At 64.6% G+C, this 23002-nt stretch carries 21 protein-coding genes; 9 read left to right on the top strand and 12 right to left on the bottom strand.

Features of this window, described 5'->3' with window-relative positions; all coding sequences use genetic code 11:
* Positions 1-428: 428 nt before the first annotated feature.
* From tfpZ to sucC, 6 genes are all read right to left on the bottom strand, one after another.
* Complete coding sequence (tfpZ, locus tag ACK543_RS09245; protein ID WP_409942559.1) at positions 429-1181, bottom strand: TfpX/TfpZ family type IV pilin accessory protein; 753 nt, start codon at positions 1179-1181, stop codon at positions 429-431.
* Between the two features lie 96 nt (positions 1182-1277).
* Positions 1278-1826 carry a prepilin-type N-terminal cleavage/methylation domain-containing protein gene (locus ACK543_RS09240; protein ID WP_409942558.1) on the bottom strand — a complete coding sequence of 183 codons (549 nt, stop codon included), beginning with the start codon at positions 1824-1826 and terminating at the stop codon, positions 1278-1280.
* 518 nt (positions 1827-2344) lie between these two features.
* On the bottom strand, positions 2345-3007 hold the full coding sequence (locus ACK543_RS09235; protein ID WP_409942557.1) for an FHA domain-containing protein: 663 nt from the start codon (positions 3005-3007) through the stop codon (positions 2345-2347).
* Between the two features lie 98 nt (positions 3008-3105).
* Complete coding sequence (locus tag ACK543_RS09230; RefSeq protein ID WP_409942556.1) at positions 3106-3867, bottom strand: Stp1/IreP family PP2C-type Ser/Thr phosphatase; 762 nt, start codon at positions 3865-3867, stop codon at positions 3106-3108.
* A 622-nt stretch (positions 3868-4489) separates the two neighbouring features.
* The gene (gene sucD / locus ACK543_RS09225; RefSeq protein WP_409942555.1) at positions 4490-5386 is read right to left on the bottom strand and encodes a succinate--CoA ligase subunit alpha; all 897 of its coding nucleotides are present in this window, start codon (positions 5384-5386) and stop codon (positions 4490-4492) included.
* Between the two features lie 15 nt (positions 5387-5401).
* Positions 5402-6562: an ADP-forming succinate--CoA ligase subunit beta gene (gene sucC / locus ACK543_RS09220; protein ID WP_409942554.1), complete on the bottom strand. Its 1161-nt coding sequence runs from the start codon at positions 6560-6562 to the stop codon at positions 5402-5404.
* A 226-nt stretch (positions 6563-6788) separates the two neighbouring features.
* Here sucC and argC point away from each other — a divergent pair, with 226 nt between their 5' ends.
* Positions 6789-7721 carry an N-acetyl-gamma-glutamyl-phosphate reductase gene (argC, locus tag ACK543_RS09215; protein WP_409942553.1) on the top strand — a complete coding sequence of 311 codons (933 nt, stop codon included), beginning with the start codon at positions 6789-6791 and terminating at the stop codon, positions 7719-7721.
* A gap of 164 nt (positions 7722-7885) precedes the next feature.
* On the opposite strand, the gene recX is transcribed toward argC, so the two are convergent.
* The gene (recX, locus tag ACK543_RS09210) at positions 7886-8353 is read right to left on the bottom strand and encodes a recombination regulator RecX (RefSeq protein WP_409942552.1); all 468 of its coding nucleotides are present in this window, start codon (positions 8351-8353) and stop codon (positions 7886-7888) included.
* Between the two features lie 226 nt (positions 8354-8579).
* On the bottom strand, positions 8580-9650 hold the full coding sequence (gene recA, locus ACK543_RS09205) for a recombinase RecA (protein WP_409942551.1): 1071 nt from the start codon (positions 9648-9650) through the stop codon (positions 8580-8582).
* 142 nt (positions 9651-9792) lie between these two features.
* Between recA and ACK543_RS09200 the strand changes: the two genes are divergently transcribed.
* The gene (locus tag ACK543_RS09200) at positions 9793-10302 is read left to right on the top strand and encodes a MarR family winged helix-turn-helix transcriptional regulator (RefSeq protein ID WP_409942550.1); all 510 of its coding nucleotides are present in this window, start codon (positions 9793-9795) and stop codon (positions 10300-10302) included.
* A gap of 54 nt (positions 10303-10356) precedes the next feature.
* On the opposite strand, the gene ACK543_RS09195 is transcribed toward ACK543_RS09200, so the two are convergent.
* A complete protein-coding gene (locus ACK543_RS09195) occupies positions 10357-11301 on the bottom strand; it encodes a LysR substrate-binding domain-containing protein (RefSeq protein ID WP_409942549.1) in 945 nt (314 codons plus the stop codon).
* A gap of 109 nt (positions 11302-11410) precedes the next feature.
* Between ACK543_RS09195 and ACK543_RS09190 the strand changes: the two genes are divergently transcribed.
* From ACK543_RS09190 to ACK543_RS09170, 5 genes are all read left to right on the top strand, one after another.
* Positions 11411-12376 (top strand): tripartite tricarboxylate transporter substrate binding protein BugE, encoded by a 966-nt coding sequence (locus tag ACK543_RS09190; RefSeq protein WP_409942548.1) that lies wholly within the window; start codon positions 11411-11413, stop codon positions 12374-12376.
* 133 nt (positions 12377-12509) lie between these two features.
* A complete protein-coding gene (locus ACK543_RS09185; RefSeq protein WP_409942547.1) occupies positions 12510-13430 on the top strand; it encodes an N-formylglutamate amidohydrolase in 921 nt (306 codons plus the stop codon).
* A gap of 125 nt (positions 13431-13555) precedes the next feature.
* On the top strand, positions 13556-14230 hold the full coding sequence (locus tag ACK543_RS09180; RefSeq protein WP_409942546.1) for a response regulator: 675 nt from the start codon (positions 13556-13558) through the stop codon (positions 14228-14230).
* A 95-nt stretch (positions 14231-14325) separates the two neighbouring features.
* A complete protein-coding gene (locus tag ACK543_RS09175; RefSeq protein WP_409942545.1) occupies positions 14326-15777 on the top strand; it encodes a sensor histidine kinase N-terminal domain-containing protein in 1452 nt (483 codons plus the stop codon).
* Between the two features lie 125 nt (positions 15778-15902).
* The gene (locus ACK543_RS09170; RefSeq protein WP_409942544.1) at positions 15903-16925 is read left to right on the top strand and encodes an MBL fold metallo-hydrolase; all 1023 of its coding nucleotides are present in this window, start codon (positions 15903-15905) and stop codon (positions 16923-16925) included.
* Between the two features lie 19 nt (positions 16926-16944).
* Here the strand turns inward: ACK543_RS09170 and ACK543_RS09165 are convergent, their stop codons facing one another.
* From ACK543_RS09165 to ACK543_RS09155, 3 genes are all read right to left on the bottom strand, one after another.
* Positions 16945-17676 carry an SPOR domain-containing protein gene (locus ACK543_RS09165; RefSeq protein ID WP_409942543.1) on the bottom strand — a complete coding sequence of 244 codons (732 nt, stop codon included), beginning with the start codon at positions 17674-17676 and terminating at the stop codon, positions 16945-16947.
* A gap of 91 nt (positions 17677-17767) precedes the next feature.
* The gene (locus tag ACK543_RS09160) at positions 17768-18712 is read right to left on the bottom strand and encodes a biotin--[acetyl-CoA-carboxylase] ligase (protein WP_409942542.1); all 945 of its coding nucleotides are present in this window, start codon (positions 18710-18712) and stop codon (positions 17768-17770) included.
* Positions 18709-19326, bottom strand: coding sequence for an SET domain-containing protein (locus tag ACK543_RS09155; RefSeq protein ID WP_409942541.1), 618 nt, complete (start codon positions 19324-19326; stop codon positions 18709-18711). Before ACK543_RS09155 ends, ACK543_RS09160 begins: the two co-directional genes overlap by 4 nt.
* Positions 19327-19499: 173 nt before the next feature.
* Between ACK543_RS09155 and ACK543_RS09150 the strand changes: the two genes are divergently transcribed.
* Entirely contained in the window at positions 19500-22442 is a 2943-nt protein-coding gene (locus tag ACK543_RS09150; RefSeq protein ID WP_409942540.1) for a DNA topoisomerase III, read from the top strand.
* A 74-nt stretch (positions 22443-22516) separates the two neighbouring features.
* Entirely contained in the window at positions 22517-22855 is a 339-nt protein-coding gene (locus tag ACK543_RS09145; protein WP_409942539.1) for a DUF4124 domain-containing protein, read from the top strand.
* Positions 22856-23002 lie beyond the last annotated feature (147 nt).

Below are 23002 nucleotides of genomic sequence, written 5' to 3'. Positions count from 1 at the left end.
GCGCTATGCACTTGCCAGCACCGCTTTTGGAGCGCCATGCGGTGTTGCTCCTCCTTGCAGGTACGAGCCTGCCGCGTCGTCGCGCCTTGCCTGGCGCCCCAAAAGCAGCGCTGGCAAATGCATCCAACTGCAGTTTTTAGGGTCAACTGCGGTTTTTGAGCTAACTCATTGATTTCATTGAGGCTTACACAGTGGAGGCGCCAAAAAACCGAGTTTGGTGTCGAACTCGGGGGGGCGGGCCCTCAACGGCCGCCAGTGGCCGCAAGCTTTGGGCAGTGGGCGTAGCGCGCTGATCAGGCCCAACACAACAAAGACCCAGATGGCGGGGCCCCGCTTTGCTGGGGCATGCTGCTGTTCGACCGCCGCAGGCATTGGCAAACGGTTTGCCATCCCCAAAAAAAATGTGACGCGGCGCACTTCTGGCGTCGTCAATTCGGGTATGGATCAATGTCCAGATAGGCAACGGGTTGCATGGTCTCTGGGTGGATCACAGCCGTCCAGAAGGCCTTGCGTGAATGCAGCGGCAAATAGCGGGCACTCTCCAGGGTCAAGCCATGTGTTTTCAACACGGCCGAGACTTCGTCTGCGCGGGTGGGGTGACGCTGCACCACATCTGCCAGAGGCTTGTATTCCAGTTTAATCGCTGCAGCAGCGTCGGCATAAGGCATCCAAAACTCAGGCCTGAAGCTGAGTTCTGCCCCTTGCAAGGCCGCCATGGTGGCGGTAGAGCTTTCTTCGGCAGATGCAAACGGCCGCACGGCAATCAAGCCCGGCCCCCATTTCGGCAGGTCGGACCAGGCAGGCGCGGCTTTTGCCAGCAGTTCTGGCTCCACATCAATCGCATGCACCACGCGGAAGCGGTCAATCTCAAATGACAAGTACACGGGCCGCGCTTGATAAATCGTCCAAATGCCGTAGGCCAAGGCACCCAGTTGAATCATCGCAATGAGTGCAATATCCATCCTCCATTCGCGAATCCCCTTACCTGGCCTAGACACCACCGCTGTGGCCAAGGGGCCCAGCCCGACGTCCACCGCCACCAGTATGGCGAACAGGTGAATGCCGCCCGAGAGTTCTCTGAATGGGTGGGGGTACAGGCCCCACAAAACAACCATGGATACTATGCCTGCCACGGCCATGCTGCACAGCAGATGCAGTCCAGCAAATTGAAGCCGATGCATGAAAGAACTAGACATGATTAAAGATGGGGGCCCGAGATCAACTTAGACAAAAACGGCCCGAAGGCCGTCTTGTGAAGTACCAGATGCTTAAACGCATTAGGCATTTGGAGCACGGCAGGAGCCGGGCAAGAAACGTGGAGAGGTGGCGGTAGCCCCAACTCCCGGGCCGCACACCCATGCTTTAACGACCCCTCCAGCCGCTGGGGGAATGCAGGTCGCAAAGGTAAGCGCGTCAGCAGCCTCACAAGGACGCAAGCGAATGGTGCCGCCTGGCAAAGGAGTAGCGCCTACAGTGTTATTGATGCCGCGGCTGACAACCGTGACTGTGGCGTTTGCGGCTATTGGCGGGTTAGCCAAGCCAGTAGTTTGTACGGAAAGAACATACTTGGTTTGTCTGGCGACTTCGGTTCCGCCAAACTCGCAACCCCAACCATTGTTAGGAATGATTTGCCCTGCCGTCAGGCTTGCAATCCCTTCAGACATTGTCGTACGGCATGAGGAAGCCGCCAAAATGACTTCCGACATCTTCGCGCGGGTGGTGTAGTCTTGGTAGGCAGGCAATGCCACAGCAGCCAAAATACCGATGATGGCCACCACGATCATCAATTCGATGAGGGTAAAGCCTTTTTGCAGGGTGCGCTTCATAGTATCTCCTTGGAGTCAGGTTACAAGTCAGGACCTGTCGAACAATTCTTCAGGCTGAGTGCTATCAAGCAGTTTCTGTGCCAGCGCGGCGCGCAGGGTGCTCAGAGGGAAACCAAGGCATCAGGCCGTGGCACAGGCCAAAAATCGCCCGAAGTTGTCACATTTTGTGACACAAATGTAAAGCCTTGGCTGACAAAGGCGCACGGTGGGTTGGCAGTGGACAAAAAGGTAGGTGCCGACCCGATGCGCGGTAAGCCCAGGGCGCTAATCCGTGGCCCATCGCGCTGTCAGCGCAAGGCCGGTGGTTGCGGTGTCGCTGCAGGGGCCGCCAAGGGTGGCCAGCAAGGGTGGCCAGCAAGGGCCGAGGAGCACGATGCCCCGTGCGTTGTGGGTGGTGTAGTGGCGTTGCCAAAGCCTGCTGGAGGTGTCGCATCAGCGACTGGCGTGCGGCCACGCCTGCAGGCCGATGCGCCACGGCTTCGTGCGTCGGTGCCAGCCAAAGATGGCACGCCGGGCAGTCAGGCGCCGGTTTGTTCGAACTGCATTTCGGTGCCGGCCAGATCCACCCGGTCTCCATGCTTGAGCGGCATGGGCGTTGCGTCAATGGGCGAACCGTTCAGAAACGGCATGTGCGGGCCTTCCACATGCGCCAGCACGAAACCCTGGTGACGGCGGGTGATCGAGGCCACGGCCACCCCGGGCTTGCCGAGGGTGGTGACCACCTTCTGCAATGACACCTCCCGGCCCGCAGCTGCACCCGATAAGACCCGGATGACCGCATTGACGGGGGCCGCAGGCACTCCTGATACGAGGGGGGCGGGGCGGGATGGCGAACCCAGCGTTGGCAGCATGTCCGCCTTGAAGACCATGGTTTTGTCAAAGTTCTGCGCTTGCGCTTCAAGTACGACCCGGATCTTGTACTTGCCCACCTCGATGATGTCGCCATTGCGAAGTTGGTTGCTCTTGACGGCCTTGCCGTTGACGTAGGTGCCGTTGGTGCTTGCGAGATCTTCGATCTCCACGTCCTTGCCCACCATGCGAATCACCGCATGCTCGCCACTGACCGCCAGGTTGTCGATGACGATATCGTTGTAGGGGCGACGGCCCAGCGTTGTACGTTCTTTCGTCAACTCAACTTCCTTGATGACGACCCCGTCGATCGAAACGACGATTTTCGGCATGATCCACTCCTGACTAGATGAATTGTTTTAGTTCGGACCGCCCTGGGTTGCGACGCTCCAAGTCCGACAGGCTCCTAGGCCCCCGGCAACCAGGACACCTAGCCACGCTGATCCCCTGCCGCGGCCGCCTGGACGAGTAAAACGCTAACGTTATCACGACCGCCGTGGGCATTGGCTGTATCGATCAGCAGTGTCGTTTTTTCCTCCAATGTCAGCGATTGGCAAACGATGTCCGCTATCGCTTCGTCGGAAACCATGTCGGTGAGCCCGTCCGAGCACATCAGAAAAAGGTCGCTGGGCGCCACCTCGAACTCGTTGACTTCCATCAGCGCATCGGGTTCAACGCCCAAAGCGCGCGTGACCAGATTCCGGTTGGGCGATACCGCCGCTTGCTGCGGCGTCAGCAGGCCAGCGTCCACCTGTTCTTGCAGCCACGAGTGGTCGCGGGTGATTTGCTGCAACACGCCATCGCGAACGCGGTAGCAGCGCGAGTCTCCAATATGGCCGAGGATGAGGCGGCTGCTGATGAAGACGCCAACGACCAGGGTGGTGCCCATGCCTGCGTAGTCCGGATTGGACAGGGACGCCCCCAGCACGGCGTGGTTGGCGTTCTCCACACAGGTCTCCAGCGCTCGCCGAACGTCGGTGGGACGCGGTGAGGGGCCCGCTTGCGCAAGCCAGCGAGGCATCTCCGTGCGGATGAAGGTTGTTGCCATGCCGCTGGCCACCTCCCCGGCGTTGTAGCCGCCCATGCCGTCGGCAAGGATGGCGATCTGGGCGTCGGAATCGACGGCGACGGCATCCTCATTGTTGCTGCGCACACGGCCCTTGTCCGTGCGGGCGAAAAATTCGTAGGTCATGGCGGTAGTGGCGAGCGTCTTGGTGCAACCGAAAACTTCAACGAAGCTGGCACTTGCTTCTTGGACGTTACCGTCTCGATCGCTGTTGCTTCGCGACTCGCATCATAGACGACGCCTTGGCTGGCGTGTGGCCCAGTCCCTGCGGAGGGTATGGACCGCGCGTGTGATCGGAGCGGCGAACCGCTGGCCCGTCTGGCTGCGCGCCCCAGGCCGCGTGAAAGATGTCTTGACGACATCCTAGAAGCCTGTCGGACTTGGAAATCGTCGGCTGCAAGTCGACCGCAGCGGTCCATTTTTATCCGCCTTTTTGCCCCATAGCTCGGCTATGGGGCTGCAAATTCGGCAAAAACTGTCCTCGCTGGGGCCGATTTTCGCTTTCGACGCTCCAAGTCCGACAGGCTCCCAGGCCACACTTGCAGGCACAGACTGGCGCAGGTCACAAATGTCGGGGGCTGACCCATGCATCGGCACTTTGCGCATACTCCATGACTGAGCCCCACTGTGATGAATGCAAGAAGCGCCCGAAACCAGGGTTTCGAGCGCCTTTATTGACGGGTCGGTTGAGGTTATCGGCCCGAGTCAGTGGCTGCGTCCGTACTTTTTCGTACAGACGCTGCGGGCATCACTTGAGCTGAGCCTTGAGAAGCTTGCCCAGCTCGGACGGATTGCGGGTGATGACGAAGCCCGACTCTTCCATGATGGCCAGCTTGGCATCGGCCGTGTCGGCACCGCCAGAGATCAGCGCGCCGGCGTGGCCCATGCGCTTGCCGGGAGGGGCGGTCACGCCCGCGATGAAGCCCACGACGGGCTTTTTCATGTGGGCCTTGCACCACTGGGCGGCTTCGGCTTCGTCCGGTCCGCCGATTTCGCCGATCATGATCACGGCGTCGGTGTCCGGGTCGTCGTTGAACGCCTTCATCACGTCGATGTGCTTGAGGCCATTGATGGGGTCGCCACCAATGCCCACGGCGCTGGACTGGCCCAGGCCCACTTCGGTCAGCATGGCCACGGCTTCGTACGTCAGCGTGCCGGAACGGCTCACCACGCCGATGCGGCCCTTGCGGTGGATGTGGCCGGGCATGATGCCGATCTTGATTTCGTCGGGCGTGATCAGGCCGGGGCAGTTGGGGCCCAGCAGCAGGGTCTTCTTGCCGCCCGCGGCTTCCTTGGCCTTCATCTTGTTGCGCACCATCAGCATGTCCTTGACCGGAATGCCTTCGGTGATGCAAATGGCCAGGTCCAGGTCGGCTTCCACGGCTTCCCAGATGGCGTCGGCAGCGCCTGCGGGCGGCACGTAGATGACCGACACGGTGGCGCCGGTCTGCCGGGCCGCTTCCTTGACGGAGGCGTAGATGGGGATGTTGAAGATCGACTCGCCGGCCTTCTTGGGGTTCACGCCCGCCACGAAGCAGTTTTTGCCGTTTGCGTATTCCTGGCACTTTTCGGTGTGGAACTGGCCCGTCTTGCCCGTGATGCCCTGGGTGATGACCTTGGTGTCTTTGTTGATGTAGATCGACATGTGTGTTCTCCGGGCTTACTGGACGGCAGCAACGATCTTGGTCGCAGCTTCGGCCATGGTGTCTGCGGCGATGATGGGCAGGCCGGACTCGGCCAGCATCTTCTTGCCCAGCTCTTCGTTCGTGCCTTTCATGCGCACGACCAGCGGCACGTTCAGGTTCACGGCCTTGCAGGCGGTGATCACGCCGGTGGCGATGGTGTCGCACTTCATGATGCCGCCGAAGATGTTGACCAGGATGCCCTTGACCTTGGGGTTCTTGAGCATGATCTTGAAGGCTTCGGTGACCTTCTCGGGGGTGGCACCGCCGCCCACGTCCAGGAAGTTGGCGGGCTCGCCGCCGAACAGCTTGATGGTGTCCATGGTGGCCATGGCCAGGCCTGCGCCGTTGACCAGGCAGCCGATGTTGCCGTCCAGGCTGATGTAGGCCAGGTCGAATTTGGAGGCTTCCACTTCGGCCGGGTCTTCTTCGTCCAGATCGCGGAAGGCCACGATTTCGGGGTGGCGGAACAGGGCGTTGGCGTCAAAGTTGAACTTCGCGTCCAGGGCCATCAGGTTGCCCTTGGAGTCGCAGTTCAGCGGGTTGATTTCCACCAGCGAGGCATCGGTGTCCATGTAGCACTTGTAGATCTTGGCGAAGATGTCCACGGCCTGGTCGATGGAAGCGCCGGTCAGGCCGATGGCAGCGGCCACCTTGCGGGACTGCGCTTCGGTGATGCCGACCAGCGGGTCAATCATCTCGGTGATGATCTTCTCGGGCGTGGAGTGGGCCACTTCTTCGATGTCCATGCCGCCTTCGCTCGAGGCGATCAGGGCGACCTTCTGTGTGGCGCGGTCGGTGACCAGCGACACGTACAGTTCGTTCTTGATGTCGGCGCCGTCTTCGATGTAGAGGCGGCGGACCTTCTGGCCTTCGGCCCCGGTCTGGTGTGTGACCAGTTGCATGCCCAGAATATCGCTGGCGCGGGCTTTCACATCGTCAATCGACTTGGCAACCTTCACGCCGCCACCCTTGCCCCGGCCACCGGCGTGGATCTGGGCCTTGACCACCCACACGGGGCCGCCGAGCTTCTGGGCTGCTTCCACGGCTTCTTGCACCGTGAATGCTGGAATGCCGCGCGGAACGGGCACACCAAAATTGCGCAAGATTTCCTTGCCTTGGTATTCGTGAATCTTCATGAGGTCTCTCTCAGGGAAGGATGGTGATTACCCGTTTACCGTGTACAAACGTGTGGCCGCGGGCTCGGGACATGGCAACCGATAAATGTATCATGTTGCAACGCACCATCCTTTTGCCTGACTTACAGAGAGGGCGGCGGCGCGGCACGATGCAGTCCCGCATGCATGTGACGCGCCTTGACGCCATGCTGTGCCACGCTGGCGTCACCTTTTGCAGGAGCATTTCATGTTCAGAGTTTTCATCGATGGCGAAGCCGGTACCACGGGTCTGCAGATCCGCGAGCGCCTGCAAGCCATGCCGCGCATTGAGCTGGTGAGCATTGCGCCCGAGTTGCGCAAGGACCCGGCCGCCAAGCGCGCGCTGATGGCGGGGGTGGACCTGGTCATCCTGTGCCTGCACGACGATGCGGCGCGCGAAACCGTGGCCATGGTCGATGAAATCTGTCAGAGCACGGGCCGCAAGGTCAAGGTGATCGACGCCAGCACGGCCCATCGCACCGTGTCGGGCTGGGTGTTCGGTTTCCCAGAGCTGGCCGCAGGCCAGCGCCAGGCCGTGGCCCAGGCCGACAGGGTGGCCAACCCCGGCTGCTACGCCACGGGTGCCATCGCGCTGCTGCGCCCGCTGGTGGATGCGGGGCTGGTGCCAGCCGACCACCCGCTGGCATTGCCGGCGGTCAGTGGGTATTCCGGCGGCGGCCGCACCATGATCGAAGCGTACGAGGCGGGCACTGCCCCGCTGTTTGAAGCCTATGCCCTGGGGCTGGAGCACAAGCACCTGCCTGAGATCATGAAGTACACGGGGCTCACACGCCGCCCGATTTTTGTGCCGTCGGTCGGCAACTTCCGCCAGGGCATGCTGGTGCAACTGCCCCTGCACCTGGACATGCTTGCGGGCGCGCCCAAGGGCGCAGACCTGCATGACGCCCTGGCCGCCCATTACGCCCAGAGCAACACGCCCGAGCAGTGGGTGAGCGTGCTGCCGCCCACGGCCGATGGCAAGCTCGATGCCACCGCGCTGAACGACACCAACAAGCTGGAGCTGCGCGTGTTCGCGAACGAAAAACACCGCCACGCGCTGCTGATCGCGCGGCTGGACAACCTGGGCAAGGGCGCCAGTGGCGCGGCGGTTCAAAACCTGCAACTGATGCTGGGGTGCTGAGCGCTCACGGAGCGTTCATGGAGCGTTCGCTGAGCGGGCAGGTGGTGGGCCCGCGTCAAAGCGCGTCGGGCAGCCACGTGGGGGTTTTGGAGCGGGGCGCTTGGGCCAGCTCATGCCGCAGGACACTTGCGCGGTCATGCATTCCATGGCGGGCCTGGCGCGCATCACGGGGGGGCTGCGCGGTCGTCCGGAACGTCCCCGCGCAGGATGCGGTGGACCACGTCGCCCGAAAACCCGCGCGTTAGCAGAAATCGGCCCTGCCGGGCGCGTTCTTTGGCATCGTCGGGCAGCGCGACAAACCGGCGGGCCCATAGCGCATAGGCCCGTTCAAACTCGGTGTCGTGCAGGCTTGCCACGGCCTGTTGCACCAGGGCGGGCGCAATGCCTTTGGCCTGCAAGGCCTGGCGGATGCGGGCCGCGCCAAAGCGGTCGGCACGCTGGTGCACGGTGGACTCCACCACTCGGTCCTCGCTGATGAAATTCTTGGCTTGCAGATCGTCCAGCACGGCGTCCAGGTCGTCCCCATCCTGCACGTGCCGCGCAAGCTTGCGCCGCAGTTCATCGCGGGAATGCTCGCGCTGGCCGAGCAACCGCAGGGCGCGGCCCTTGAGCGACGGTGAGGTGAATCCCATGGGTTCTAAATGCTATAACAATAATAGCAGTAAAGTGTCTGCGAAAGCGCGAAACCGGGCATTTTGATACAGAAATCGCTGGCCCCGGGCACCCGAGACGCTCGCGTGGCTGCGCTGCGGCCGCCTTGGCCCCGCATCCGCACCGGCTGTCGCCAGTGCGGACGGCAGCAGGGCGATGCCCAGCTGCTCGCGGACCTTGTTTTACCGAAACTGCGGCCGCACTCGGCTACGCCTCGTCACCAGCACCGGCTGTCGCCAGTGCTGGTGGCAGCAGGGCGATGCCCAGCTGCTCGCGGACCTTGTTTTCAATCTCTCTTGCTAGGTCGGGGTTTTCGCGGAGGAACTCGCGTGCGTTGTCGCGGCCCTGGCCGATTTTTTCGCCGTTGTAGGCGTACCAGGCGCCGCTTTTTTCCACGATCTTCGCCGTCACGCCCATGTCGATGATTTCGCCCTCGCGGCTGATGCCTTCGCCGAACAGGATGTCGAACTCGGCTGTCTTGAACGGAGGGCTCACCTTGTTTTTGACCACCTTGACCTTGGTCTCGTTGCCGATGGCGTCGTCGCCTTTCTTGATGGTGCCGGTGCGGCGGATATCCAGGCGCACCGAGGCATAGAACTTGAGCGCATTGCCCCCCGTGGTGGTTTCGGGGCTGCCGAACATCACGCCGATCTTCATGCGGATCTGGTTGATAAAGATGACCATGCAGTTGGTCTTTTTGATGGTGGCCGTGAGCTTGCGCAGCGCCTGGCTCATCAGGCGGGCCTGCAGGCCGGGCAGGGCGTCGCCCATTTCGCCTTCGATTTCGGCCTTGGGTGTGAGCGCGGCGACCGAGTCCACGACGATCAGGTCCACGGCGCCTGAGCGCACCAGGCTGTCCACGATTTCAAGCGCCTGCTCGCCCGTGTCGGGCTGGCTGATGAGCAGGTCGGACAGTTGCACACCCAGCTTTTGGGCGTATTGCACGTCCAGGGCGTGCTCGGCATCGACGAAGGCGCAGGTGCCGCCCAGCTTTTGCATCTCGGCAATCACCTGCAGGGTCAGCGTGGTCTTGCCCGACGATTCGGGGCCATAGATCTCGACCACCCGGCCGCGCGGCAGGCCACCCACGCCCAGGGCGATATCCAGGCCCAGCGAGCCGGTGGAGACGACCTGGATGTCCTCGATCACTTCGCCTTCGCCCAGGCGCATGATGGTGCCCTTGCCGAACTGCTTTTCGATCTGGGCCAGCGCTGCCGCCAGGGCCTTGGCCTTTTCTGTGTTGACTGGCAGGGCGGGGTGCGTGCCTTTGACGTCCATGAAAAACTCCTTGAATAACAACAGGTTGGATGGCTTCCATGACTCTGCGATTAATGACAGGCTGGATGCTTGAACAGGAGTTTATGCGAGCTATTGGAAAAGAAATAGCCAAAATTTAATCAGTTTGCCTGACAATATCGGAATGCCATTTCCAGCGCCCCACGATGCGCCCGACGCCCAGAACGCGGGGTGGCGCCAGACCCATCTGGGGCGGCTGATGGGCAGCGCGCTGCGGCGCTTTGACGCGCGCGTGCTGCAGTTGATGGCGCACAACGTTGAGGTTCCGCTGGCGCTGTCCAACCTGGCCGCGCGTGATCAGGTGTCGGCCGCGCATGTGCACATCACCCGCCACCTGTCCTTGCAGGGCGACCGGCTCACCGACCTGGCGCAGCGTGCCGGCATGACCAAGCAGGCCATGGCCAACCTGGTCGATCAATGTGAGGCGTGGGGTCTGGTCACCCGCGAGGCCGACCCGCTGGACGCGCGGGCGCGCCGGGTGCATTTCACGGCCACCGGCCTGGCCTGGCTTCAGGCGTTTCGTGAAGCGGTCGCGCAGGCGCAAGCCGAGTTCCGCGCCGAAGTGGGTGACGATGTGGCCACGGTGGTCAGCATCGGGCTGGAGGCCTATGCCGGTGGCGCAGTCGGGGATTGAGCCGGGCAGGGGCGCGCCCGCGCTCAGGCCGCAGCGATCCGCGTGGGGCTTGGGTTACTGGGGCAGCGGCGCGGCTGCATCGGCCGCCCCGACCGCGGCCTGTAACAGCCATTGCCGAAAGCACTGCAGTGCATGCAACTGCGTTCGCCCTTCGGGGTAACAAAACCAGTAGCCCATGTCGCTGCGATAGCCGCCACCCAAGGGATATTGCGCCAGTGGTTCGCGCACGACTCCGGTGGCGATTTCGTCGTGGACCAGGCAGCGCGGCACCAGCGCCAGGCCCATGCCCGCCATGACGGCGCGGATCATGGTCTGGAACTGGTCAAACTGCGGGCCGGTCAGGGGGGCGACAAAGTTCGGCACGTCATGGGTCTCGCCCCAGCGCACCCAGGCTTCGGGCACCGTGACGTGGCGCAGCAGGGTTTGGCGCGCCACGTCACGCGGCGCTTCGATGACCCAGTCCGCAACGCCGGTTCGCGGGGCAATCAAGGCCACCTCGTTGCCGGTGATGTAGTGGGCGTGCGCGCCGGGCCAGTGGCCCTCGCCAAACAGAATGGAGCAGTCCAGCTCGGGCCGCTCAAAGTCATAGCTGTGGACGTAGGGCTCAAAGTGCAGGGTGATCTGCGGGTGCTGCTCCTGAAAACGTGGCAGGCGCGGGATCAGCCACTTGGCGGCGAACGTGGGCAGGCTTGACACATGCAGGGCGCCCCCTCCGTCGTTGCTGGTGATCAGCTCCAGCGTGGCGGCTTCCAGCTGTGCCAGCACGGCGCGCACGGCCTTTTCGTAGCGCTCGCCGGCGGGTGTGAGCGCCAGACGTTTGCGGCTGCGTTCAAACAGCGCCACCCCCACCCATTCCTCCAGCTCCTTGACTTGCTTGCTGACCGCGCTTTGCGTCAGGTGCAGCGCCTCGGCTGCGCGCGAGACACTGCCAAACCGCGTGACCATGGAGAAGGCGCGCAGCAGGTTCACCGGCGGGGACAGACGGCGCAACGAGGACATGGTGGGAATGCAAAATTATTCCTATCGGGAATGTTATCAGGCATATCCATCGTTTGACAGTGCGTGTTGCGAATCGTAACCTGAAGGCCTCGAACAAAGGAGATGCCCCATGCAACGCCGCCATATGCTCTCAGCGCTCGCCGCTGTATCGATCGCCCCAGGAATGTCATTTGCGCAGGAGGGCCAACCCTTGCGCATCATCGTGCCCTTCCCACCCGGGGGCGCCACCGACATCACGGCCCGCAGCCTGCAGGAGCCGTTGGCCCGCATCCTCAAGCAGCCCGTGGTGCTGGAAAACCGCGCCGGCGCGGGCGGCTCCATCGGCATGGCCGAGGTGGCACGCGCCACGGCGGACGGACTGACCCTGGGCGTGGCGACCTTGTCCACCCACGGCGTCAACCCGGCTGTGTACAAAAAGTTGCCCTACGACCCCATCAAGGATTTCGTCGGCGTGACTGAAATCGTCAAGGCGCCTGGCGTGTTGGTGGTGAACCCCGCCGTCCTGCCCGTCAAGGACTTCGCCGACCTGGTCAAGTACCTCAAGGCTAACCCCGGCAAGGTGTCGTATGCCACGCCGGGCAACGGCACCATTGGCCACATGTGGGGGGAACTGTTCAAGATCAGTACTGGCACTGCGATGGTCCACATTCCCTACCGCGGCGCAGGGGCGGCCATCAACGATGTGCTGGGAGGGCAGGTGGCGGTGTACTTCGACCAGGTGGCCTCGTCTTTGCCGCACATCAAGTCCGGAAAGCTGCGCGCGCTGGCCGTGTCGTGGCCCTCGCGCCTGGATGTTCTGCCCGACGTGCCCACCTATGCAGACATGGGGCACAAGCAGGCCAATGATCCATCCTGGTTCGGCCTGGTGGCTCCGGCTGCAACGCCAAAAGCCGCGGTAGACCGCATCCAGCAGGCTGTGGCGCAGGCGCTGCGCGAACCCGCGGTGCGCGAGCGTCTGGCGGGGCAGGGGCTCTACCCCTCTGGCACCAAGCCCAACGAGTTCACGGCGCAGATCGCCCAGGAGATCGAAAAAATGAAGGGGGTCGCCGCCTACGCCAAGGTAGTGATCGAGTAAACCTGCGCCGCAGCCACCCGCCCGGCTGCGGCATTGTGCAGGCCATCGCCTGCAAGCCATGGGACCGCCGTGCTCCGTGCCCCCTTGCGGGCGCGGTGGAGGTCTGCCGCCCTACGTTGTGGGAGCTTTGCCTATGCATGCCGCCTTGAAACTGATCCACCACCACTTCCAGCAAGCCCACACCGGGCCGATGGGGTCGGCCGCGCCGGCCTCTGCGCTGGTGACGGCCGTGCCCGGCACCACCGCAGTGGTGCTCGACTCGCCGCACAGCGGCACGCACTACCCGCCCGACTTCCAATCGGCTTGCGATCTGGCAACCCTGCGCCGCGCCGAGGATACCCACGTCGAAAAAATCTACGCCTTTGCCCCCGCGCTGGGCGTGGCCTGGATTGAAGCGCATTTTCCGCGCAGCTACCTGGATGCCAATCGCGACACGACTGAACTCGACACGGCCTTGCTCGATGCGCCCTGGCCTGAGGCGGTGTCCACCGATCCGGCAGTGCTCAGCAAGGTGCGCCTGGGCAAAGGCCTGATCTGGAAGCTGACCGACGAGGGCGAGCCCATCTATCGCCGCCAGCTCTCCGTGGCCGAGGTGCGCGCGCGCATCGACCGCTGCTGGCGCCCCTACCATGCCGCGGTTGAGCAGGCCATCGAGGCGGCCCACGCACGCCACGGCTACAGCATCCACATCAACTGCCATTCCATGCCCGCCGTGGCCGGGCGCTTTGCCACCGAGTTTCCGGGCCTGGTGCATGACGACTTTGTGGTGGGCGACCGCGACGGCACCACCGCAAGCCCGGCGCTGTCGGCGCTCATCTGCGAGCAGCTTCGCGGGTGCGGCTACAGCGTGGCCTACAACCACCCCTACAAAGGCGTGGAACTGGTGCGCCGCTACAGCGATCCGGCGCAGCACCGCCACAGCATCCAGCTGGAAATCAACCGCAGGCTCTACATGGACGAGCGCACCCTGGCCCCGCACCCTGAGGGCATGGCCCGCCTGCAAGCCGACCTCAAGGCGCTGGTGCAGACCCTGCTGGCCACCGACCCGCGCTGAGGCCTGGCGCCCGCGACACCGGGCGCATGCGGGCCGGGCTTGCCATGCCACGGGGCGCAGCACCCTAAAATCTCCCGGCGGAAAGGCCGTGCACCACGGCCACACCACATACCGGAGACAAGCGCATGCGCATCCTCATTGCCGAAGATGACCAGGTGTTGGCCGATGGCCTGCTGCGAACCCTGCGCGCGTCCGGCGCAGTGGTCGACCATGTGGCCAGCGGCACCGAGGCCGACGCCGCGCTGCTGACCAACAACGAGTTCGACCTGCTGATTCTTGACCTGGGCCTGCCGCGCATGCATGGCCTGGAGGTGCTCAAGAGGCTGCGCAGCCGCGGCTCGGCGCTGCCGGTGCTCATCCTCACGGCGGCAGACAGCGTGGAAGAGCGCGTCAAGGGCCTGGACTTTGGCGCTGACGACTACATGGCCAAGCCGTTTTCGCTGCAAGAGCTGGAAGCCCGCGTGCGAGCGCTCACCCGCCGGGGCATGGGCGGCACCAGCAGCGTCATCAAGCATGGCCCGCTGGTGTATGACCAGACCGGGCGCGTGGCCACCATCGACGGCAAGATGATCGAGCTGTCGGCCCGCGAGCTGGGGCTGCTGGAGGTGCTGCTGCAGCGCGCCGGTCGCCTGGTGAGCAAAGACCAGCTGGTGGAGCGGCTGTGCGAGTGGGGCGAAGAGGTCAGTAACAACGCCATCGAGGTCTATATCCACCGCCTGCGCAAGAAGATCGAGGGCGGGCCCATCCGCATCGCCACGGTGCGTGGCCTGGGTTACTGCCTTGAGAAGATTCCCGGTTGATCCCTGGCGATGATGCTATAGATTAAATAGCTAAAAGTGCATTCAAATCGTGCGCGACAGGCCTATTTGACCACCAAAATCCTGCGGCGGTTTCCTTGAAGATTTTCCTGCGTGAGCAGCGCTCCCTGTTCGGCGAGATCCTTGACTGGATGCTCACGCCGCTGCTGCTGCTGTGGCCGGTCAGTCTGGCGCTGACCTGGCTGGTGGCGCAGGGCCTGGCCAACAAGCCGTTTGACCGCGCGCTGGAGTACAACGCCCAGGCGCTGGCCCAGTTGGTGAGCGTGGCCAACGGCAAGGTGCAATTCAACCTGCCCCAGCCAGCCAGCGAGCTGCTGCGCGCGGATGAATCCGACATCGTGTACTACCAGGTCGTCGGGCCGGGTGGCGAGTTCCTCTCGGGTGAGCGCGATTTGCCCGAGCCCCCCGCTGACGAGCCGCTGCGCTCCGGCGAGGTGCGGCTGCGTGATGCGGAGCTGCGCGGCATCGATGTCCGTGTGGCCTACATCTGGGTGCGTATGCCCATGCAGGAGGCGCCCCTGGCCCTGGTGCAAGTGGCCGAGACACGCGAAAAGCGCAGCGTGCTGGCCACCGAAATCATCAAGGGCGTGATGCTGCCGCAGTTCGTCATCCTGCCGCTGGCCGTGTTGCTGGTGTGGCTGGCCCTGGCGCGCGGCATTCAGCCGCTCAATCAGCTCGAGCAGCGCATCCGTGCGCGCAACCCGGACGATCTTTCGCCCCTGGACGACCGCGCCGTGCCGCTGGAGGTTGCGCCCCTGGTTGCTTCGGTGAACGACCTGCTGCTGCGGCTCAATGACTCCCTGGCCACGCAAAAGCGCTTTCTGGCAGATGCGGCGCACCAGCTCAAGACCCCGCTGGCGGGCCTGCGCATGCAGGCTGACCTGGCCCAGCGCGAAGGCACCAGCACCGAAGAGCTCAAGCGCTCGCTGCAGCAGATCGGGCGATCGAGCATCCGCGCCACACACACCGTCAACCAGCTGCTGGCCCTGGCACGCGCCGAAGGCAGCGGCGCGAGCATTGCCCGCCAGCCCTGTGACCTGGCGCGCCTGGTGATCGAGGTGGTGCGCGACTCGGTGCCCCGTGCGCTCGACAAACACATCGATCTGGGCTATGAGGGGGTCGAGCCCGGCTCACCGGGCGTGATGCTCGACGGCAACCCCACGCTGCTCAAGGAGCTGGTGCGCAACCTGCTGGACAACGCCATCAACTACACCCCCTCCACGCCCGACAAGCCCGGCGTGGTCACGGCCCGCGTCCTGGCCGACACCTTTGGCCATGTGCTGCTGCTGCAGGTCGAAGACTCGGGCCCCGGCGTGCCCGAGGCCGAACGCGAGCTGGTGTTCCAGCCGTTTTACCGCGCCCTGGGCAGCGAGGCCGATGGCTCCGGCCTGGGCCTGCCCATCGTGCGGGAGATCGCCCACAAGCACGATGCCAGGGTTACGCTGGAAGACGCGCGCCCTGGTCAGAATCCGCCCGGCGCCCGGTTCAGCGTGCGCTTTGAGGCGCGCGACGTGCCGGCGCGCAACTGAATTCGCCCGATCTCCGTGACGGATGCTGCTGCCGCACTGGCGTGCACACAGCAGTATTCGCGACAGAGGCCGGGGGCAATGCACCTGCGGCATCATCGCCTGCCTTAGCCACCCGAGCTGCGCCCATGTCCCCTCCTGCCCGCCGCTTTGCCAACAGCCACCCTGGCGTGGTCATTGGCAACTTTCCCTGGTACGAAATGGTATGGCGCTCGCTGCGCGGCGACTTCAAGCCGCTGCAGCCGCCCGCCGGGGGCTACGAGGCCTTTGCGCGTGCATGGAGCACGCCGGTCAACCATGCGCGGCTGGCACAGCGTCCGCAGTCCCCGGTGGTGACCTGGCTGGGCCACGTGTCCATCCTGCTGCAGGTGGGCGGCCTCAACGTCTTGATGGACCCCACGCTTGCCACCCATGCCGGCCCGCTGGGCCGCTTTGGCGCGCCGCGGCGGGTGCCCGCACCGCTGCAGCCCGAGGCGCTGCCCCCCATCGACGTGGTGCTCATCTCGCACAACCACTACGACCACCTGTGCTACGCCACGCTGCGCCGCCTGCAACAGGCCGGACAGACGCCCCGCTTCGTGGTGCCGCAAGGCCTGGGCGGCTGGTTCACCCAGCGCGGCTTTGGCCCCGTGACCGAACTCCATTGGTGGGAGCATGCCGACCTTGCGCCCGGGCTGCGCGTGCATTTCACGCCCGCGCAGCACTGGAGCCGCCGTACCCCGTGGGACACCAATGCGTCGCTGTGGGGCGGTTTTGTGCTGGAGTGGGCATCAGCGGGGGCCGCGCCGTGGCGTTTCCTGTTCCCGGGCGATACCGGCTACAGCGATGATTTCAATGCCATCCGGCAGCGGCTGGGTGCCATGGACTTTGTGGCCCTGCCCATCGGCGCCTACCTGCCGCGCGATTTCATGAAGCCCATGCATGTGAATCCGGCCGATGCCGTGCAGCTGCTTCTGGACAGCGGCGCCACGCAGGCCATGGGCGTCCACTGGGGTACCTTCCTGCTCACGCAGGAGGCCTTCGACCACCCGCCCCGCGATCTCGCAGCGGCGCTGGCACAGCGCGGGCTGCCCGCCGATACCGTCTGGCTGATGCGCCACGGCGAGACCCGGGCCATCGACCCATCCTGTGCACGGGCATCCGTGGGCTGAGAGGCCCGCGCAGCAAGCCTCAGGTACAGCTGCGCAGCGTCTTGCCGGCCATGGCGGAACGCAGGCCATCGAGCTTTGCGCGCAGGGCGTCGTTCACGCTGGGCAGGCGCAGGGTAAAGCCAGGGGAGTCCGGGCGTTCCTGGATGACGCGAGCCGTGCGCACCCCGCGTGTGCTCAGGTTGGCCAGCTCGCGTTCGGCCGCTTCCTGGGTGGAAAAGCGCCCGAGCGACAGTCCGAATTCAAACGCACCGCCCGCCCGGTCGTGGTCCACCTTGCGCGCGCGCAGCTCGGCGCGCTTACGGTCCAGCGTCTCGATATCTTCATAGCGTCCCATGTAGATCATCCAGCGGCCTGGGATGGGGGTCGGGTCCATCACCCAGCTGTCTGCGGGCAGCCCGACGGTGGCGGCGGCACGCAGCGCCTCGGCCTGGCGTTCGTCAAACACGCCGGCCTGGAGGCACTCGGCTGTGTCGGCGGCCGTGGCCACCGCTGCCCCGTCTTCGGTGGAGGGGGCTGCGGGCTGCGACCCGGCCGCTGCGGGCGGCGCAGCGGCAGCGCTTGCCCCGAAAGCCGCTGGCTTGCTCGCCGTCACACGCAGGATTTGCAAGGTTTCCGGGCGGATCTGCTGGTTCATGCGCTGCGGCTCGGACTGCTCCTCGGGCGCCAGACCGAACTGGCCCAGCAAGCCTTGCGACCAGGCGTAATAGCCCGCGTTGGCCAGCAGCAGGGCAAGCACCGCCAGCCTCAGCATGTGGCAAGCCCTTTCGGGCGGGTGGTCAGGGGGGCGGGTCGTGTCATCGTCGGGGGGGCGGGCAGGGTGGTGGCAGAGGTTGCGAATGCCATCATCGCGCATGTTGGTGCCGCAAGGCCTCTTGGCCCTGCACATCTGCGGGCCGTACGCTGACCTCCGAGCTGGTCACCGTCTGCATGCCGCTTGCGGTGTGCAACCACAGCGCGCCATCGTCGCCCACACCGTGCGCGGTGCCGGTGGTGCCGTCGCTGAGCATCACGGCGCGGCCGTGCAGCACATCGCGCACGGCAAAGCGGGGCTGCAGGGGCGCAAAGCCATAGCCTTCAAACGACTGCAGCATGGCCACCAGCGGGGGCACGATGCGCGCCAGAGCCCCAGGGGCATCCAGGCCCGGTTCCACCTCCTGGAGGCTGCCGGGCGGCAGGCTCATGCCCTCGCCATCACGCGGCAGTACGTTGATGCCAATGCCAATCACCACGTAGCGCGCCGCGCCCGCAGCCAACGCCCCGCAAGGCGTGTCGGCCTGCAAGGCCGCCTGCGGGGCCACAACGCTGGCCGTCTCGACCAGGATGCCACCGAGCTTGCGGTCGCCGCGCGGCCCGCCGCCCAGCCACAGGTCGTTGGGCCACTTCAGCCCCACGCGGGCGGGCTGCCCGGCACCCGGGGGCGGCAGCACCGGCTGCAGGCTCTCGGCCACGCTCACACCCACCGCCAGCGACAGGCCCGACCAATCCTTGGGGGCCAGCGGCAAGCCCAGCGACATCGTGAGCGACGGCAGGCCCGCCGCGTTGCCGGTGCCCGGTTGCGCCTGGCCCGCCCCGTCGCTGTGCCAGGCGCGGCCCAGCCGGCCTCGGCCCGCGGTTTGCCTTTCGGCCACCAGCAGGGTGGGCTGGCACTGCCCGGCGCGGGCGCGGCGCATCAACTCGCTGTTGGTGGAGTCGATGGTGGGCAGGATCTCGACGGTGAAGCCCGGCAGCAGGGGCGACGCAGCCTCCCACAGCGCTTCGGCCGGCCACCGGATGGGGGCGGCGCTCACGCGCGGCGGCCCTTTGCGCCTGCCTTCGGGGCAGTGCCGGGCTGGGTCGTGCGCGCCTTGGGCTTGGCTTTGCGCGCGGGCGGCGCCTCTACCGCAGGCCGTGGCGGCATGGGCGGTGCCCAGCCGCGCTTGGGAGCCAGCAGCGTGCCGCGGCAGTTGGGGCTGCCGCACCAGCAGGGGTATTCGGCTTTGAGCTTCTTGGTGTAGCGCTCTTCGATGATCAGGCCGTAGTCGTAATTGAGCTCTTCGCCCGCCTTGATATTGCGCAGCGCGGTGATGAAAATGCGGCCGTCCCGCTCGTCGGCATAGCAGTTGGGGTCGCAGCTGTGGTTGATCCAGCGCGACGAATTGCCACCGAACTTTGCGTCGATCACGCGATCTTCATTCACATGGAAGTAAAACGTGTGGTTGGGTTGCAGGGGGTCGTGCGGGTGGCGGTCCTGCGCCTCTTGCCAAGTGATGATCTGGCCGGTGTATTCCACCAGCACCTCGCCCTCGGCAATGTCCTGCACGGCGAACACGCCGTTGCCATGCACGCCCGAGCGCCGGGTCTGGATGCGGCGGCCCAGCCCGGCGGTGGCGGGGGCTGCGGCTGGCGGGGCAAAGCGGGGCATGGCAAAAACTCTGTTAACTTGGAGGTGCACACACGTGTGCGTGCGCGTACATGTGCACATGCGTGCCAGCGCGCGCACATGCGCGAGAAACCGAATTGTAGAAGCGCCGGGGCTGGCCCCGGGCGCAATTGCCGCACAGCAGCAGAACGAACGACGACAGGCGAGAGCCCCACATGACCAAGACCCTGGTAATTGCAGAAAAACCCTCCGTCGCACAAGACATCGTGCGCGCACTGACCCCCGTGGCGGGCAAGTTTGAAAAGCACGAAGACCACTTCGAGAACGACCGCTACGTCGTCACCAGCGCCGTGGGCCACCTGGTGGAGATCCAGGCGCCCGAGCAGTTTGACGTGAAGCGCGGCAAGTGGAGCTTTGCGCACCTGCCCGTGATCCCGCCGTACTTTGATTTGAAGCCCGTGGACAAGACCAAGACGCGTCTGAACGCGGTGGTCAAGCAGGCCAAGCGCAAGGACGTGACCGACCTCATCAACGCCTGTGACGCGGGCCGCGAAGGTGAGCTGATCTTCCGCCTGATCGAGCAATACGCCGGTGGCGCCAAGCCCCTGGGCAAGCCGGTCAAGCGCCTGTGGCTGCAGTCCATGACGCCCCAGGCCATCCGTGACGGCTTTGATGCTTTGCGATCTGAGCAGCAGATGGCGGGCCTGGCCAGCGCGGCGCGCAGCCGCAGTGAAGCCGACTGGCTGGTGGGCATCAATGGCACCCGCGCCATGACGGCCTTCAACTCGCGCGATGGCGGCTTTTTTCTGACCACCGTGGGCCGGGTGCAGACACCCACGCTGTCGCTGGTGGTGGAGCGCGAAGAAAAAATCCGCAAGTTTGTGAGCCGCGACTACTGGGAAATCCACGCCACCTTTGGTGCGCAGGCGGGTGAATACCCCGCCAAGTGGTTCGACCCCAAGTGGAAAAAATCGGAAGACGTGGAAGCCCGCGCGGACCGCGTCTGGTCTGCCGCAGAAGCCCAGGCGATTGCCAACGCCGTGCGCGGCAAGCAGGCCACCGTCACCGAAGAGAGCAAGCCCACCACCCAGGCATCGCCCCTGCTGTTTGACCTGACCAGCCTGCAGCGCGAGGCCAACGGCAAGTTCGGCTTTAGCGCCAAGACCACGCTGGCCCTGGCGCAAAGCCTGTACGAGCGCCACAAGGCCCTGACCTACCCGCGTACCGACTCGCGAGCGCTGCCTGAAGACTATTTGCCAGTCGCCAAGCAGACGTTTGAAATGCTGGCCGACAGCGGCATGCGGCATCTCGCGCCGCACGCGCTTACAGCGCTGAACAACCACTACATCCGTCCGTCCAAGCGCATCTTTGACAACAGCAAGGTGAGCGACCACTTTGCCATCATCCCCACCACGCAGGCGCCCTCGGGCCTCTCCGAAGCCGAACAAAAGCTGTACGACCTGGTGGTGCGCCGCTTCATGGCGGTGTTCTTCCCGAGTGCCGAGTACACGGTGACCACGCGTATTTCCATCGTGGCCCCGCACAGCTTCAAGACCGAAGGCAAGGTGCTGGTCAAGCCGGGCTGGCTGGCCATCTACGGCAAGGAAGCGGCCGACGAAGTGGAAGGCGGCAAGGACGGCGACAAGGGCCAGAACCTGGTGCCTGTCAAACCCGGCGAAATGGTCAACACCCTGGCCGTGGACCCCAAGGGCCTCAAAACCAAGCCCCCCGCGCGGTATTCGGAAGCCACGCTGCTAGGCGCGATGGAAAGCGCTGGCAAGCAGATCGACGACGACGAGCTGCGCGAAGCCATGCAGGAAAAAGGCCTGGGCACCCCCGCCACGCGCGCGGCCATCATTGAAGGCCTGCTGACTGAAAAGTACATGTTGCGCGAAGGCCGCGAGATCATCCCCACGGCCAAGGCGTTCCAATTGATGACGCTGTTGCGCGGGCTGGAGGTCGAAGAACTGTGCCGCGCCGACCTGACCGGCGAATGGGAGTTCAAGCTCTCGCAGATGGAAAAGGGTCAGCTCAGCCGCGAAGCCTTCATGGCCGAGATTGCCGCCATGACCGAGCGCATGGTCAAAAAGGCCAAGGAATACGACCGCGACACCATCCCTGGCGACTACGCCACGCTCGAATCACCCTGCCCCAACTGCGGCGGCGTGGTGAAGGAAAACTACCGCAGGTATGCATGCGTCGGCCGACCAGCCGACGCGGGTGGCTCGGGCGAGGGATGCGGCTTCAGCTTTGGCAAGTCGCCCGCTGGCCGCACCTTTGAAACCGCCGAGGCCAACGCCCTGCTGGCGACCAGGAAGATCGGGCCACTGGAGGGCTTTCGCTCCAAGGCAGGCTGGCCGTTCACGTCCGAGATCGTCATCAAGTACGACGACGAGGCGCGCAACTACAAACTCGAATTCGATTTTGGCGACGACCGAAAGGGCGAGGAGTCTGGAGAGATCGTCGAATTCGAAGACGCATCGCTCGGTGCCTGCCCCATCTGCGGATCCGAAGTGCACGAGCATGGCAGCAACTATGTGTGCTCGCGCGCCGTGCCCACCGCCGCGCAGCCCACGCCCAGTTGCACGTTCAAGAGCGGCAAGATCATCCTGCAGCAACCGGTGGAGCGCGAGCAGATGACTAAGCTGCTGGAGACCGGCAAAACCGACCTGCTGGACAAGTTCGTGAGCATGCGCACCCGCCGCGCCTTCAAGGCGCACCTGGCGTGGGACAAGGAAGCGGGCAAGGTCAACTTTGAATTTGCGCCATCCAAATTCCCGCCCCGCCCAGGCGATGCTACAAAAAAAATAGCTACAAAATCAGTTGGGTCGGGCGCGATGGCCCAAAAAATATCCAAATCTGCCGCCACCAAGAAGGCCCCGGCCGCCAAAACTGCTGCCGCCAAGGCGCCCCGCAAGGCCGCCGCTGGCAAGGCCCCCAGCGCTGCGCTGGCCGCCGTGATTGGTGCCGAGCCCGTAGCCCGCCCCGAGGCCGTCAAAAAGATATGGGAATACATCAAGGCCCACAACCTGCAAGACCCCAAGGACAAGCGCACCATCGTGGCCGACGACAAGCTACGTGCCGTGTTCGGCAAGGACAGCGCGGGCATGTTCGAGCTGGCGGGCCTATTGGGCAAGCACCTGGGGGGCGAGGGATGAAGCAGCGCCCGTTCTCACCAGCACGTTCATCGTTCGCATCCGCTTCGCGCGCAGGCGCTGGGAGGCCATAAATCATGTCTAGCCGCAGCGACAGCTCCGTATTCACCGTCATCGCCGTGGCGCTGGTTGCCGCGGCTGTCGCGTGGTGGACCGCCGACCAGTGGCTTCCCCAGGCGGGCTCCTGGGCCGAGCAGGCGTGGAAGAAGGTCTCCCGCCCGGGGCCAGACACCCTGCCGCCCAGCAAGAGGCCGGACACGCGCGCCGCGCAGGGCGCTGCATCAGAGCCCGTGGCCCCGCAGCCACGCAAGTGCGTCAAAGACGGCCGCACCACCTACACCGACCAGCCCTGCCCCCCTGGCACGCAGGAGTTGCCGGTGGAAGGTTCCGTGACATCGTTGCCACCCTCGCAGTGAACGGCCGCTAACCCGAATATTTCACGGCAATTGGTCGAAGGCGGAGCGAAGCGAGTTTTTCTGTTGATTTTGGGCTGCCAAGTGCTCTGGCCAGGGCTTTGATGTGCTGCAAAAGGCTATGGCGTGGTAACCAGGCACACCGGCCCC

This window comes from Acidovorax sp. (genome assembly GCF_046341535.1).
Taxonomy (GTDB): Bacteria; Pseudomonadota; Gammaproteobacteria; order Burkholderiales; family Burkholderiaceae_C; genus Acidovorax.
Note: the sequence above shows the minus strand (reverse complement) of the source record. Positions and strands in the feature narration are given on the sequence as shown.

Excerpts from the sequence above, each read along its gene's own strand:
- tfpZ (WP_409942559.1), bottom strand. The coding sequence starts at position 1,181 with ATGCATCGGCTTCAATTTGCTGGACTGCATCTGCTGTGCAGCATGGCC.
- ACK543_RS09240 (WP_409942558.1), bottom strand. The coding sequence starts at position 1,826 with ATGAAGCGCACCCTGCAAAAAGGCTTTACCCTCATCGAATTGATGATC.
- ACK543_RS09235 (WP_409942557.1), bottom strand. The coding sequence starts at position 3,007 with ATGCCGAAAATCGTCGTTTCGATCGACGGGGTCGTCATCAAGGAAGTT.
- ACK543_RS09230 (WP_409942556.1), bottom strand. The coding sequence starts at position 3,867 with ATGACCTACGAATTTTTCGCCCGCACGGACAAGGGCCGTGTGCGCAGC.
- sucD (WP_409942555.1), bottom strand. The coding sequence starts at position 5,386 with ATGTCGATCTACATCAACAAAGACACCAAGGTCATCACCCAGGGCATC.
- sucC (WP_409942554.1), bottom strand. The coding sequence starts at position 6,562 with ATGAAGATTCACGAATACCAAGGCAAGGAAATCTTGCGCAATTTTGGT.
- argC (WP_409942553.1), top strand. The coding sequence starts at position 6,789 with ATGTTCAGAGTTTTCATCGATGGCGAAGCCGGTACCACGGGTCTGCAG.
- recX (WP_409942552.1), bottom strand. The coding sequence starts at position 8,353 with ATGGGATTCACCTCACCGTCGCTCAAGGGCCGCGCCCTGCGGTTGCTC.
- recA (WP_409942551.1), bottom strand. The coding sequence starts at position 9,650 with ATGGACGTCAAAGGCACGCACCCCGCCCTGCCAGTCAACACAGAAAAG.
- ACK543_RS09200 (WP_409942550.1), top strand. The coding sequence starts at position 9,793 with ATGCCATTTCCAGCGCCCCACGATGCGCCCGACGCCCAGAACGCGGGG.
- ACK543_RS09195 (WP_409942549.1), bottom strand. The coding sequence starts at position 11,301 with ATGTCCTCGTTGCGCCGTCTGTCCCCGCCGGTGAACCTGCTGCGCGCC.
- ACK543_RS09190 (WP_409942548.1), top strand. The coding sequence starts at position 11,411 with ATGCAACGCCGCCATATGCTCTCAGCGCTCGCCGCTGTATCGATCGCC.
- ACK543_RS09185 (WP_409942547.1), top strand. The coding sequence starts at position 12,510 with ATGCATGCCGCCTTGAAACTGATCCACCACCACTTCCAGCAAGCCCAC.
- ACK543_RS09180 (WP_409942546.1), top strand. The coding sequence starts at position 13,556 with ATGCGCATCCTCATTGCCGAAGATGACCAGGTGTTGGCCGATGGCCTG.
- ACK543_RS09170 (WP_409942544.1), top strand. The coding sequence starts at position 15,903 with ATGTCCCCTCCTGCCCGCCGCTTTGCCAACAGCCACCCTGGCGTGGTC.
- ACK543_RS09165 (WP_409942543.1), bottom strand. The coding sequence starts at position 17,676 with ATGCTGAGGCTGGCGGTGCTTGCCCTGCTGCTGGCCAACGCGGGCTAT.
- ACK543_RS09155 (WP_409942541.1), bottom strand. The coding sequence starts at position 19,326 with ATGCCCCGCTTTGCCCCGCCAGCCGCAGCCCCCGCCACCGCCGGGCTG.
- ACK543_RS09150 (WP_409942540.1), top strand. The coding sequence starts at position 19,500 with ATGACCAAGACCCTGGTAATTGCAGAAAAACCCTCCGTCGCACAAGAC.
- ACK543_RS09145 (WP_409942539.1), top strand. The coding sequence starts at position 22,517 with ATGTCTAGCCGCAGCGACAGCTCCGTATTCACCGTCATCGCCGTGGCG.